At 60.6% G+C, this 13,501-nt stretch carries 11 protein-coding genes; 4 read left to right on the top strand and 7 right to left on the bottom strand.

What is annotated here, in order from left to right; translation table 11 throughout:
• Positions 1–99 precede the first annotated feature (99 nt).
• The gene (locus ACWF8S_RS05675; RefSeq protein ID WP_447555873.1) at positions 100–1,215 is read right to left on the bottom strand and encodes an AI-2E family transporter; all 1,116 of its coding nucleotides are present in this window, start codon (positions 1,213–1,215) and stop codon (positions 100–102) included.
• A 198-nt stretch (positions 1,216–1,413) separates the two neighbouring features.
• Between ACWF8S_RS05675 and ACWF8S_RS05670 the strand changes: the two genes are divergently transcribed.
• Positions 1,414–2,247, top strand: coding sequence for an SIMPL domain-containing protein (locus ACWF8S_RS05670; RefSeq protein WP_447555872.1), 834 nt, complete (start codon positions 1,414–1,416; stop codon positions 2,245–2,247).
• Here ACWF8S_RS05670 and serS read toward each other — a convergent pair.
• Entirely contained in the window at positions 2,192–3,469 is a 1,278-nt protein-coding gene (serS, locus tag ACWF8S_RS05665; RefSeq protein WP_447555871.1) for a serine--tRNA ligase, read from the bottom strand. The two genes, ACWF8S_RS05670 and serS, sit on opposite strands and share 56 nt — an antisense overlap.
• A gap of 258 nt (positions 3,470–3,727) precedes the next feature.
• On the opposite strand from serS, the gene ydiJ reads away from it, so the two are divergent.
• Complete coding sequence (gene ydiJ, locus ACWF8S_RS05660; protein WP_447555870.1) at positions 3,728–6,835, top strand: D-2-hydroxyglutarate dehydrogenase YdiJ; 3,108 nt, start codon at positions 3,728–3,730, stop codon at positions 6,833–6,835.
• A 16-nt stretch (positions 6,836–6,851) separates the two neighbouring features.
• Here ydiJ and trpC read toward each other — a convergent pair whose 3' ends face one another.
• The 3 genes from trpC to ACWF8S_RS05645 are packed head-to-tail and all read right to left on the bottom strand — an operon-like array spanning position 6,852 to position 9,314.
• Entirely contained in the window at positions 6,852–7,655 is an 804-nt protein-coding gene (gene trpC / locus ACWF8S_RS05655) for an indole-3-glycerol phosphate synthase TrpC (RefSeq protein ID WP_447555869.1), read from the bottom strand.
• 4 nt (positions 7,656–7,659) lie between these two features.
• Positions 7,660–8,679 (bottom strand): anthranilate phosphoribosyltransferase, encoded by a 1,020-nt coding sequence (gene trpD / locus ACWF8S_RS05650; RefSeq protein ID WP_447555868.1) that lies wholly within the window; start codon positions 8,677–8,679, stop codon positions 7,660–7,662.
• A 35-nt stretch (positions 8,680–8,714) separates the two neighbouring features.
• Positions 8,715–9,314: an anthranilate synthase component II gene (locus ACWF8S_RS05645; RefSeq protein WP_447555867.1), complete on the bottom strand. Its 600-nt coding sequence runs from the start codon at positions 9,312–9,314 to the stop codon at positions 8,715–8,717.
• Positions 9,315–9,522: 208 nt separating this feature from the next.
• Here ACWF8S_RS05645 and ACWF8S_RS05640 point away from each other — a divergent pair, with 208 nt between their 5' ends.
• Entirely contained in the window at positions 9,523–10,434 is a 912-nt protein-coding gene (locus ACWF8S_RS05640; protein WP_447555866.1) for a metal ABC transporter solute-binding protein, Zn/Mn family, read from the top strand.
• Between the two features lies 1 nt (position 10,435).
• On the opposite strand, the gene ACWF8S_RS05635 is transcribed toward ACWF8S_RS05640, so the two are convergent.
• The gene (locus tag ACWF8S_RS05635) at positions 10,436–11,104 is read right to left on the bottom strand and encodes a phosphoglycolate phosphatase (protein WP_447555865.1); all 669 of its coding nucleotides are present in this window, start codon (positions 11,102–11,104) and stop codon (positions 10,436–10,438) included.
• A 212-nt stretch (positions 11,105–11,316) separates the two neighbouring features.
• On the opposite strand from ACWF8S_RS05635, the gene ACWF8S_RS05630 reads away from it, so the two are divergent.
• Complete coding sequence (locus ACWF8S_RS05630; RefSeq protein ID WP_447555864.1) at positions 11,317–12,615, top strand: NAD(P)/FAD-dependent oxidoreductase; 1,299 nt, start codon at positions 11,317–11,319, stop codon at positions 12,613–12,615.
• Here the strand turns inward: ACWF8S_RS05630 and rpe are convergent.
• Positions 12,609–13,319: a ribulose-phosphate 3-epimerase gene (gene rpe, locus ACWF8S_RS05625; protein ID WP_447555863.1), complete on the bottom strand. Its 711-nt coding sequence runs from the start codon at positions 13,317–13,319 to the stop codon at positions 12,609–12,611. The genes ACWF8S_RS05630 and rpe overlap by 7 nt on opposite strands.
• Positions 13,320–13,501: the final 182 nt, after the last annotated feature.

The raw sequence follows: 13,501 nt of genomic DNA, 5'->3' as shown, positions 1-13,501 counted from the left end.
TTGAATGTTTCCTGCCTCAGTCTTGTTCTGCGTCGTTCTTTCTCTTCATCGATTTTCTCTCCACCGATCTTTATCTGACCCAAGCTTTCGTTTTGCACGTCACTCTGCGTATTCACGCTGGGTGGGCGGCTTTCTTGCACTGCCGGCGTGACGGGCACTTCTTTTCAGCTGACGGGTTCCCGGGCCCAGCAAATGCGCCATCCAGCGCGTCTGCGGATGGCTGTCGAGCGCGATCTTGAGCGTCATGGTCAGCACCACCGACAGCAGCATGCCCGCGGCGCCGAAGATCCACCCCCATACCACCAGCGACAAAAACGCCACAAAGGTAGACAGGCCCAGCGCCTGTCCCATCACCCGTGGTTCGATCAGATTTCCCAGCACGAAGTTGATGGCAAGATAGGCCGAGGCCAGCAGTAGCGCTTGCAGCACGCCCCCATCCTGCGCCACCAGCAACAATAGCACCGGCGGCACGGCCGCCAGCGCAGAACCGATATTGGGAATGAAGTTGAGCGCAAAGGCCAGCACCCCCCAGAGCAGCGGAAATTCCACGCCGATCATCAGACACGAAAGCCATACCAGTACACCGGTGGCCAGGCTGATCATCGTCTTGACCGCCAGATAGCGCTTGAGCGTCACGCTGAACTCGCTGAACCGCTTGAGGCTGGGCGCGGGGTTTTCAAGCGCTCGGGATACCTTGGCGCGAAAATTGAGCGTCTCGAACAACATGAAGACTACCAGCAGCGCGACGATACCACCCTGCATCACGAACGAGCCGATCTCGCTGAGCAGCATGGCCACCCAGGAACCCTCATCATCCATCGCCAGGGCGTTACTGACCTGATCTGGATCGATGGCAAAGCCTTGAGCGGCCAGCGTATTGAGCAAGCTCCAGTAATGCTCGTAAAGGCGCGCCTCGATATCCGGCAACGCTTCGATGAACGTGCTGAAGCTATTGACCACCAGCACCCCGATCAGCAGAAAAAAGGCCACCAGTACCAGAATGGTGATGAAGGCCGCCATACGCATATCCACGCCATGGCGATGCAGCCAGTGTACCGGCGAGGTGCACACCACGGCGATAAAGATTGCCAGCAGCAGTGGCACAAGCAGATCCGAGCCCAGTTTCATTCCCGTGACAATGACCACCAGCGCTGCAATCGCAAGGGTGGCATTCAAGGGGATGCTGCGATAATCCTTATCCGACAAATTCTGCATGGCTCGATCCTTATTTTATCTCTATATAATGGCTGCTGAAGACATAATGCACAAACGATGCAAACATCAAGCAATTGTTTTCGACTGTTCTTGAGCGGTGAACTTATCCTCACCGGGCCCTTCAAACAAACGTACTGACCGGCCGCCAGCCGACTCGCAGCTCTTCACCTACCCAGCGCTCTTGCAAGGAATGGTTCGATGACTCTAAACCCTTATGCCCGTTCGTTCAGAAAGCTTCGCTATCCTCTCATGGCCACGGCCCTCGTGGCGCTTTTTTGCGCGCCGACGATTTACGCAGCGCCGCCCCACCAGCCAAGCCCCAGCTTGAGCGTTCAGGCCCAATCCTGGGTGGAAGTGGCCCCCGACAAGGCCACCCTTTCCGCACGTCTCTGGGAAAATACGCCAGCGGTGTCCTCGATGGAAGATAGCGACAGTCGTGCTCTGACAGAGGCGCGCGCGCGCCTGGAAGAGCGCTCGCGCCAGTTGATCGACGCAATGGAGCAAGCCGGGCTTGACGAGCGCGCGATCAGCGCGGGTTCCTTGAACGTTTATCAGGAGCAGGTCGGCCAGTTGCGTAACGATAACGACCAGGAACTGATGATGCGCACTCGGGTCGAGCGCCCCTTCAACGTGGAGCTTGCCGACCTGGAGCAGCTGAGCGATGTGCTGAACGCCCTCATCGACGCGGGGGTCAATGCGCTTGACGGCGTTCAGTTCGACCTTCAGGACCGTGAAGCCGCCACCGACGAAGCACTGGTCAGCGCCCTGGAAAAGGCCCGCCACAAAGCCGAGCTGATGGCCGGTACGCTGGACGCCGAGCTTGGACAGGTACAGCGTATTGAAGAGACCCATTCGCCGATTTTCCAGCCTCGCATGATGGCCATGCGCGCCGAAAGCGACGCAAGTGAAGAGACCTTTAGCGACTACCGCCCCGGCATCATTCGTATCGATGCCGGGGTGAGCGTCGAATGGGCACTTACAGAGCAAGGCGCTCCAGGCCGCCCAGATAGGGACGAAGCGGCTCAGGAATAACGATCGAGCCATCCGCCTGCTGGTGATTCTCCATCACCGCCAGAAGACAACGCCCCACTGCCAGACCCGAGCCGTTCAGGGTATGAAGCAGCTGGGGCTTTTTCACATCCGGCTGGCGAAAGCGCGCCTGCATGCGCCGGGCCTGGAAATCCTCGCAGTTGGAGACCGACGAGATCTCGCGAAACGTCTGCTGGCTAGGCAGCCAGACTTCCAGATCGAACGTTTTCGCCGCGCCAAACCCCATATCCCCGGTGCACAGCGTCACGACACGATAAGGCAGCTCGAGCGCCTGCAGGATCGCCTCGGCGTGGCCACGCATTTCGTCCAGGGCCGCGTAGCTCTTTTCGGGCTCCACGATCTGCACCATTTCGACTTTATCGAACTGGTGCTGGCGAATCATGCCACGGGTATCGCGCCCATGAGAGCCCGCTTCACTACGAAAACAGGGCGTGTGAGCTGTCAGTTTCAAAGGCAGCGCCGCTTGATCCACGATCTCATCGCGCACGAAGTTGGTCAGCGGCACCTCGGAGGTCGGGATAAGGTGATATTCGCGCTCGTCGTCGAGCTTGAAGAGGTCCTCGCCGAATTTCGGCAGCTGCCCCGTCCCCATCAACGAATCCCGGTTCACCATGTACGGCACATAGCACTCTTCGTAGCCGTGCTTTTCGGTCTGGGTGTCGAGCATGAACTGCGCCAGCGCCCGGTGCAGCCGGGCGATGGGTCCGCGCATCACCGCAAACCGCGCCCCGGTGAGCTTCGAGGCAAGCTCGAAATCCAGATAACCTGATTTCTTGCCCAGATCGACGTGATCGAGCACCTCGAAATCAAAGGTGCGCGGCGTCCCCCAACGGTGAAGCTCGACGTTGTCCTCTTCACTCTTACCTTCCGGCACGCTCTCGTGGGGCAGATTGGGGATGCCGCTGATGGCGACCTCCCACTGCTCCTGTACCGTGGCCAGCTCGCTCTTGGCATTATCCAGCCGTTCACCCAGATCGCTCACCTCATCGAGTAAAGGCTGGATATCTTCGCCGCTGGCTTTCGCCTTGCCAATCGCCTTGGAGCGCGTGTTGCGTTCGTTTTGCAGCTGCTCGGTCTGCGTCTGCAGTTCGCGGCGGCGCGACTCCAGCGCCTGAAGTGCCGCTGTATCCAGTTCATAGCCCCGCCGGGCCAGTTGTTGCGCAGTCGCTTCAAGATCACCGCGCAGCAGTTTCGGATCGAGCATGAGGTATCCCTTGGCCTGATTCAGTAAAACGCGCCCCTGTGGGCCGCGATAAAGGCCTCCATTGTAGGCAAAAGCGCGGCGGGGGGCTACGGGGGCCATGACCTGGCCGAAGTGCCGGGGCTGAGCGACGTTATCGACCACCTGAACGCTTTTTTTTGCAAGACACTGGCGCAGACGTGACGAAGATGCAGCAAAGCCCTCGCTGCGGTAAAGTAGGGTGCCTCTTTTATCCGCCCCGCAGTGACGGTTTGACCCACTATGATTGCATCGCTTGATTCGCGTAAGGCCCCGTTTTCAAAGCTGGGCGCCCAGTACGTTCGCTTTCTCGAGGCGCTTGCCTCCCGTGGCTTCGAGGGAGAGATTGCTCCGGATTACGCCAACCGCACGGTGTTGGCAACCGACAACTCCATCTACCAGCGCCAGCCCCAGGCGGTAGTGTTTCCCCGGCACGCCGAAGATCTCGAGCGCCTCACCAAGCTGGCCTTTGAGCTGCCCTACCGGGATATCGTGCTGACGCCGCGCGGAGGCGGCACGGGCACCAACGGGCAGTCGTTGACCGATGGGCTGATGGTGGACCTTTCCCGCCACATGAACCGTATTGTCGACATCGACGTTGAAAACCGCCGCGTCCGCGTTCAGGCCGGCGTGGTGAAAGACCAGCTCAACGCCGCGCTCAGGCCTTACGGGCTTTTCTTTGCCCCGGAGCTTTCCACCTCCAATCGCGCCACCATCGGCGGCATGATCGCCACCGATGCCAGCGGCCAGGGCAGCTGCGTCTACGGCAAGACCCGCGACCATGTGCTGGAACTCGATACCGTATTGCTGGGCGGCGCGCACTTGCATAGCCAGCCGCTAAGCGCCGACGACGAGGCAAACGCCCTACAAGACCCCGGCGTGCTGGGGCGCGTTCACCGCGCCGCCGTCGAGATCATCGACGGGCAGCGCGAACTGATCGACGCCACCTTCCCCCCGCTCAACCGCTGCCTGACCGGCTATGACCTGGCCCACCTGCGCGATGCCCGGGGCCAGCTCAACCTGAATAGCCTCCTCTGCGGCGGCGAAGGCTCGCTTGGCTTCGTGAGCGAAGCGGTGCTCAACGTGCTGCCGATCCCCCCGCACACCACCCTGGTCAACGTGCGCTACCCAGGTTTCATGGAGGCACTGCGCGACGCCAAGGCGTTGATGGCAAGCACCGCCCGCCCCACCTCGATCGAGACCATCGACGACACGGTGCTGAAGCTTGCCATGGAGGATTTCGTCTGGGACAGCGTGGCCGAGTTCTTCCCCGAAGGCGATATCCCGGTTGGCGGCATCAACCTGATCGAGTTCAGCGACGACGATGAAACGCGCCTCGAAGAGCGCGTAGCGACGTTTTGCGAGCACCTGGCCGGTGACGCGACGGTTACCCGCTTGGGCTACACTCAGGCGCTGGGCCGCGCGCAGACCGCCACGGTGTACGGCATGCGCAAGCGCTCGGTGGGGCTACTCGGTAACGTCCAGGGCGAGAAGCGCCCGCTGCCTTTTGTCGAGGACACCGCGGTGCCGCCGGAGCACCTGGCGGATTATATCGGCGAGTTTCGCGCGCTTTTGGACGCCCACGGCCTCGACTACGGCATGTTCGGCCACGTGGACGCCGGCGTGCTGCACGTACGCCCGGCGCTGGACATGAAAGACCCGGCCCAGCAAGCGCTGATTCGCGAGCTTTCCGATGAGGTCGCCGCGCTGACCCAAAAGTACGGCGGGCTTTTTTGGGGTGAGCACGGCAAGGGAATGCGCTCGGAGTACTCGCCCAAATTCTTCGGCGAGCTCTACCCTAGCCTGCAAAAGATCAAGGCCGCCTTCGATCCGCACAACCAGCTCAACCCGGGCAAGATCGCCACGCCCTTGAAAGAGAGCGCGCTGATCGCCGTCGACCGCGACCCGGATCTTTTAGCCATCGACGGCGTGGCGCTTCGCGGCGAGCTCGATCGCACCATCGACGAGCGTGCCTGGCAGGCGTATGACGCCGCGGTGTACTGCAACGGCAACGGCGCCTGCTACAACTACGATGTCGATGACCCGATGTGCCCCTCCTGGAAGGCGACCCGCGACCGGATTCACTCGCCCAAGGGCCGGGCGAGCCTGGTACGCGAGTGGCTGCGCCTGCAGTCCCGGGCCGGTATCGACGTGGTCGAAGAGTCGCGCAAGAAAAAAGCCGAGGGGCGCCTGGGCTTTATCAAAAGCCTGCCCAAACGTGTTGCCAACACGTTCAGCCGCGAGCAGCACCATGATTTCTCCCACCAGGTGTACGATGCCATGGCCGGTTGCCTGGCGTGCAAGTCCTGCGCGGGACAGTGCCCGGTGAAGGTCAACGTGCCGCAGTTTCGCTCGCAGTTTCTCGAGGTCTACCATGGCCGCTACCTGCGCCCGGTGCGCGACTACGTGATCGGCGCCACCGAGTTCACCCTGCCCTGGCTTGCCAAAATGACGCCGCTTTATAACGCGGTGATCGAAAAGCGCTGGATGGAGCGCTTCATGCGCCGCACCATCGGCATGAGTGACACCCCGACGCTTTCGCGGGCCAGCGTGAAAAAACAGCTACGCGCCTGGGGGGTAGCCAAAGCAACGCCTACCGCCCTGGCGCTATTGACCGAACGCCAGCGGGCGAAAAGCGTCATCCTGGTTCAGGACGCCTTCACGACCCACATGGAAGCGGACCTGGTGCTGGACGTGGTGGAACTTCTGGCTCGGCTGGAGTTTCGCGTGTTCGTGCTGCCGTTTAGTGCCAACGGTAAACCCCTGCAGGTGCAGGGGTTTCTGGGCGCCTTCGAGCGCACCGCCGAGAAACAGGCCAAGCGCCTGCGCGCCCTTGCGGAGTTCGACATTCCCTTCGTCGGCATCGACCCGGCGATGACGCTGACCTACCGCCAGGAGTACGTCAAAGCCCTGGGCCCGGACGCCGTGCCCCAGGTGTTGATGCTTCAGGAGTGGCTTGCCACCCAAACCCACACCCTGACCCCCTTCAAGGCCGCGATGAAGGACCCGGGCTTCAAGCTTCTTTCCCACTGCACCGAAAAGACCAACGCCCCGGGCAGCCCCAAGGCCTGGCAGCAGGTATTCGCCGCCTTTGGGTTAAAGCTCGATTTGATGGCGACGGGCTGCTGCGGAATGTCCGGCACCTACGGTCATGAAACCCGCAACGCGGCCACGTCGAAAGTGATCTATGCCCAGTCCTGGCAGCCCCAGGTGGAGGCCGAGGTGAATGTCGGAAAGCTTCTGGCGACCGGGTACTCCTGTCGCAGTCAGGTCAAGCGCTATTCCGAGCAGACGCTGGCCCACCCGTTGCAAGCGCTTTTAAGCTGTCTTAAAAGCGCCGAGCCCGCCTAAACGATATGCGAAGGGGTCAAAAGAAGAGCTGATTCAAGGCGAGGCCGGGGTCATCCTGGCGCATGAATGCCTCGCCCACGAGAAAACCGTTCACCTTGTTCTCGCGCATTCTGGCCACGTCATCTCGGGTCAGGATGCCGGACTCGGTGATTACCGTCACATCATCGGGAATACACGACAAAAGCGACAGCGTCGTTTCAAGATCGGTCTCGAAGGTGTGCAGGTTGCGGTTGTTGATGCCCACCAGTTTCAGGTTGAGTGCCAGCGCCCGGGTCAACTCCTCGGCGCTGTGCACCTCGACCAGCACATCCATGCCAAGCTCGCCCGCCTGCTGGTGTAGACGCTTGAGCGTGTCATCATCAAGGGCTGCCACGATCAGCAGGATACAGTCGGCGCCGATGGCCCGGGCCTCGGTGACCTGGTAGCCGTGGGTGATGAAATCCTTGCGGATCACCGGCAGAGTGCAGGCGTTTCGCGCCGCGATCAGGTCGTCTTCGTGGCCCTGGAAGAAGTCGGCGTCGGTGAGCACCGACAGACACGCCGCTCCGCCCGCTTCATAGCTTTGGGCGATCACGGCGGGGTCGAACGCCTCGCGGATGACCCCTCTTGAAGGTGAAGCCTTCTTCACCTCGGCGATGATGGCCGGGTCGCCCGCCAGAATACGCCGGTTCAGGGCGTCGATGAAACCGCGTGGGGCGCTTTGCCGGGCGGCAAGCGCGAGCAGGTCGTGCTCGGAAACCGCCTGTTGGCGAGTGGCGACTTCCTGATCCTTGCGGTCCAGAATGCGCGTCAAGATGGTGGGCGTGGCTTGGCGATTCATGGATTTACCCTTTAAACACGCTGGTGAAGTGTGAAAGCTCACGGAGCTTTTCGAGCGGCAGTTTGGAGGCCTGGGCGTCCTGGGCAACGATGACCCCTTCTTTCAAGGTATCCGCCACTCCCGCGCAGTAAAGCGCCGCCCCTGCGTTGAGTGCGACGATATCCGCCTCGGGGCCGTCGCCGACCAGGGCAGCCTTGACCAGACGCAGGCTATCTTCGGCGGTGGCCGCTTTCAAAGTGGCCAGACTTTGGCGCTCGATACCGAGCTCTTCCGGGGTGATCGTGTACTCGTGAATAGCGCCGTCTTTTAGCTCGGCAACCTGCGTCGGAGCGGCCAGCGATATCTCGTCGAGGCCATCTTCCGAGTGCACCACCATCACGTGGCGGCTGCCCAGTTTCTTGAGCGCCTCGGCCATCAGCGGCACAAGCTCCGGGGCGTAAACGCCCAGCACCTGGTTGGGAGCGCTGGCGGGGTTGGTCAAGGGCCCTAGAATATTGAACAGTGTCCGCACGCCCATTTCGCGGCGCGGGCCGATCGCGTAACGCATCGCCGGGTGGTGGTTCGGGGCGAACATGAAGCCGACGCCGACCTGCTCGATACAGCGCGCCACCTGCTCCGGCGACAAGTCCAGGTAAATACCGGCGATATCGAAAAGATCCGCGCTGCCCGATGAGGAGGAGACGCTACGATTGCCGTGCTTGGCCACATGGGCGCCGGCCGCAGCGGCCACGAAGCTCGAGGCGGTGGAGACGTTGAAGAGATTCGCGCCGTCGCCGCCGGTGCCGACGATGTCCACCACGTTCTCGGCGGTGAGCGCGACCGGACGCATCAAGTCGCGCATCACCTGGGCGGCGGCGCTGATCTCGGTGGCGCTCTCCCCTTTCATGGAGAGCCCGACCAGCAGACCACCGATCTGGGCGTCCGAGGCTTCGCCGGTCATGATCTGGTGCATCAGCGTGCGCATGGCGTCAAAAGATAGATCTTCGCGGCGCATGACCGCATTGATGGCGTCTCGCATTTGCATGAACACAAAAGCCTCTAAACGTGAATATTAAGCAATCAAGTGCGTTGCAGAAAGTTCGCTAAAAGCGCGTGGCCCTGTCGGGTCAGTATCGACTCAGGATGAAACTGCACTCCTTCGATATCAAGCGTTCGATGACGCAAGCCCATGATCAACCCAGGCGTCTCGTCCGCCTCCCCCGTCCAGGCCGTTACCTCAAAACACGCCGGCAGGCTTTCGCGCTCTACCACCAGCGAGTGATACCGGGTGACTTCCAAAGGCGTTTCAAGCGCGCGAAAAACGCCTTGACCGGTATGCTCGATGCGCGAGGTCTTGCCGTGCATCACCCTGGGCGCACGCACCACCCGGGCGCCAAAGACCTGGCCGATGGCCTGGTGGCCCAGGCACACTCCCAAAATGGGCAGACGACCGGCGAAGTGCTCGATGGCCGCAAGCGAGATTCCCGCTTCGTTGGGCGTACAAGGCCCGGGCGAGATCATCAGGTGCGTCGGGGCATGCGTGCGGATCTGCTCGAGGCTGATAGCATCGTGTCGGTATGTGGCGACTTCGGCACCCAGCTCGCTTAGATACTGAACGATATTGAACGTGAAGCTATCGTAGTTATCGATCATCAGCACACGCTGTGTATATTGCGCCATCGCCACGCTCACTCCATCACACTGATCAATCGGTAAAAAACGATGATACCCTAACCCGGTGACGGGTTGCAGTGCCAAGGGATTGATCAAGATCAACGACGATCGATGGCTTTTTCTATACTAGTGACGCAGAACGTCTTGAGCGGAGCTGGCAACCCATCCGCGCAATCATTATGATTTGCCACTTTTTGAATTGAAGGACAACGCAATGAAGCAACGAGCAATCTGGGGGTGCCTGCTGATGGTCGGCTCGCTACTGTTGGCCTCGCCCAGCCTGGCCAATCCCTCGTTCAAAGTGATTGCCTCGTTTTCAGTCATCGGCGATCTGGTGCGCCGCATTGCAGGTGATGATGTCAGCGTGTCCACCATCGTGCCCCGCGGCCAGGATGTCCACCGCTGGGAGTTGACCCCACCCAATGTGCTGGCCATCGAAGAGGCCGATATCGTCTTTTACAACGGGTTTGGTCTTGAGCCCTGGCTCAGACACGTCGAAGCGATGGCCGACCAGCAACTGCGCCTGAAGGCGATTGCCGAACGAGCAGACATAGAGGCGCTGCCCATCCCGGCAGGACGCCACGCAGGCGGTATTGATCCGCATATGTGGATGGACCCGGCAGGCGCCAGCGCCTATATCGATGTGATCGCGCGAACGCTTGCCCAGCACTACCCGGAAAAAGAAGCGGCGTTCAACGCCCGGGCCGAGGAAACGCGCCAGTCACTTGCCATGCTCGCTGAGCGTATCCAGGAGCGCTTGCAGGGTATCCCGCAAACCAACCGCGTTCTTGTCACCAGCGAAGCCGGCATGGGCTACTTCGCCCGGGCATTCAATTTTCAGTACGCCGCCATCTGGGGCAGCAACAGTGAAACCCTGGGCAGCGCTTTTGACATGGCGACCATGAGCGAGTGGCTGACCCAGACCCGCCCGTCGGCCCTTTTTTACGAGAGCACCACGCCCTTCATTCACATGGATGCGCTTTCGCGCGAAAGCAACATCGCCCTGGCCGGCCCGCTTTATGTGGATGCCCTGGGCGATTCGGACAGCCCCGCCTATAACTACCCGGCCATGCTCAGCTATAACGCTGAGCTGCTTCATAAAGCACTCGGCGGCGCCCGGCCTTGAATCAATCGACCAGGGCAGCGAGCGAATCGATACACACATCTGGATGGCTCGCCTCGACAGGCTCGTTGTGATTGTACCCGTAGGGAAGCGCCACGGTGCTGAATCCTGCTGCCTGGCCTGCCTGAATATCGTGCTTGGAGTCTCCTACCATCACACAGGCGCTAGGTGCGATACCCAGCACTTCGGCGGCATGCAGAAGCGGCAGGCCGCTGGGCTTTTTCTCGCTTAGCGTATCGCCCCCGATACACAGCGCAAAATGCGCATAAAGCTCGAAATGCTCGAGAATCGGTGCGATGAATCGCTCGGGCTTGTTGGTGATCAGCACCAGCACAAACCCTGCCTGTTCAAGCGCATCAAGTGCCTCCTTCACCCCGTCGTAGAGCCGGGTGCGCGCATGGGGCGCCTCACCGTAGTGACGCAGGAAGGCGTTGAAAGCCGTATACACGAGCGTGGGTTCCGGAGGCTTGCTCAGAGCCCAGGTCAGTGCGCGCTCGATGAGCTTTGGAGCACCGTTGCCTACCCAGTCACGCACCAGCACCTCTTCAGGGCCGGGCAGTTCCACCTCGGCCAGGGCTTTTTGGACACCCACGGCAAGATCCGGCACTGAATCGATCAGCGTGCCGTCCAGGTCAAAAGCGATCAATCGTTTATCCGTCAGGATAGAGTGCACACGCCAGCTCCTTGGGTCATTGATGACATTGGATCGTGATGAAAGATTGAATCATTGATGGAGGATATCGCAAGCAAGCCGGGCAAGGCATTCCGGGTAGACGTGCCTGACGACCCAGACCAGGCATTCGTCAGAGCCACGAGAACCCACTATGCTAGAGCCAGGTTTGTCAGAATACATTCGCAAGGAATTCGTTTGCCAAGGAGAAGCTGATGGCCATACCAAGGATTGTGATTGTCGGCGGCGGCGCGGGGGGCCTTGCCCTGGCCACGCGCCTGGGACATACGCTGGGCAAGAAAAAACGCGCCGAAATCGTGCTGCTGGATCGCAGCGCCACGCATGTCTGGAAGCCCTTGTTGCATGAACTTGCGACCGGCATCTTGAACTCCACCATGGATGAGGTCGACTTTCGCGGCCACTCCAGCACTCACGGCTACCGTTACCAGCGCGGCTCGCTGGCAGGTCTCGACCGCGACAGCAAGACCCTCGATCTTGCTCCCATTCTGGATGAAGATGGCGAGGAAGTGCTGCCCGAACGTACGCTCACCTACGACTATCTGGTGCTCTCCCTGGGTAGCGTATCGAACGATTTCGGCACGAAAGGTGTCGCCGAGCACTGTCACTTTATCGACTCGCCCCAGCAGGCCAAGGCCTTTCAGCGCGACATGATCAACACCTTTCTGCGCTACACCGACCCGACACTTCGCGAGCACACGACACTGAGCGTGGGTATCGTTGGCGCGGGCGCCACCGGCGTAGAGCTTGCGGCCGAGCTTTTGGATGTCACTCGCCTGCTCAACGCCTACGGCGTGACCGACGTCGATGACAACCAGATCAGCATTCACCTGATCGAGGCCGCCCCGCGCATACTCCCCGCGCTTTCCGAGCGGGTCAGCCAGACCGTTCACCAGGAGCTTGAAAAGCTGGGCATCAATCTTCACCTGGAGACCGCCATTCAAGAGGCTCAGGAGAACCAGCTGGTCACCGACGAAGGCGAGGTCATCGAAACTGACCTCAACGTATGGGCCGCGGGGATCAAGGCGCCGGATTTTCTCGCCGAGCTGGGGCTTACGGTGAACAAGAAAAACCAGGTATGCGTTGCGCAGACCATGCAAAGCGTGGACGACCCGAGCATTTTCGCCATGGGGGATTGTGCCAGTTGCCCCCAGGAGGACGACTCGACCGTCCCGCCGACGGCGCAAGCCGTGCGCCAGCAGGCGGGCGTGCTGGCCGAAAACCTCGGCAAAGTGCTGGAAGGCAAGCCGCTCAAGCCTTTCAAATTCCGCAATAAGGGCTCTCTGGTATCGCTTGCCCGCTACGATGCGGTCGGCAACCTGATGCGGGGCGGCGCCTCACGCGGTCTCTTTCTGGAGGGCTGGCTTGCGCGAAATGCCTACGCCTCGCTCTACCGCATGCATCAGGTCTCGATCCACGGCGCGCCCAGGACAGGACTCACCTGGGTTGTGGATAAGTTAAACCGCTATCTGAAACCCCGAATGAAGCTTCATTGATCGTGGCTCTTGAGAGACCCCAGGGCCTGGCGAAGAGAGCGGATGACCGAATCGTACCCGTGAGGGTCACTGGCCTGGCGGGCGCTGAAGATGGCCGAGCCCGCCACGAACGTATCCGCTCCTGCCTCGGCAATCCGGGCGATGTTATCGGCCTTGACCCCACCATCGACTTCCAGGCGAATATCTTGTCCGGATGCATCGATGCGCCGGCGGGCTTCCCGTAGTTTATCCAGTGTCGACGCAATGAACGACTGCCCGCCGAAGCCCGGGTTGACGCTCATCAACAGCACCATGTCGACCTTGTCCATCACGTAGTCCAGATACGCAAGCGGCGTGGCCGGGTTGAATACCAGACCCGCCTTGCAGCCACCATCGCGGATCAGCTGCAGCGAACGATCGATATGCTCGGAGGCTTCCGGGTGAAAGGTGATGTAACTCGCCCCGGCATCGATAAAATCGCTGATCATCCGGTCCACGGGCTTGACCATCAAGTGCACGTCGATCGGCGCGGTAACGCCGTGCTGGCGAAGCGCCTTGCACACCATGGGGCCGATGGTCAGATTGGGCACGTAATGGTTGTCCATTACATCGAAATGCACGATATCGGCCCCTGCGGCCAGTACGTTGTCCACCTCTTCGCCCAGCCGAGCGAAGTTGGCGGACAAGATCGAGGGGGCGATCAGGAAATCTTTTGAAACGGGCATGACACGCTCCTGAGCTAGACGGGTTTCGCTCCTTTGGAAAAGGCGCACTGTAAAGCGCTCATGTTAACAGAGCTTATGCTGATAGAGCTTATGCTGATAGCGCCCTCCTCAGCATATTCCGTATTGCCATCGCCATGACGACAGGCCGGTATCGCTTAGTGGTCAGGCAACAATCGTTATTC

It is taken from the genome of Vreelandella xerophytica (genome assembly GCF_968048975.1).
This window is presented reverse-complemented; position numbering and strand designations above follow the sequence as displayed.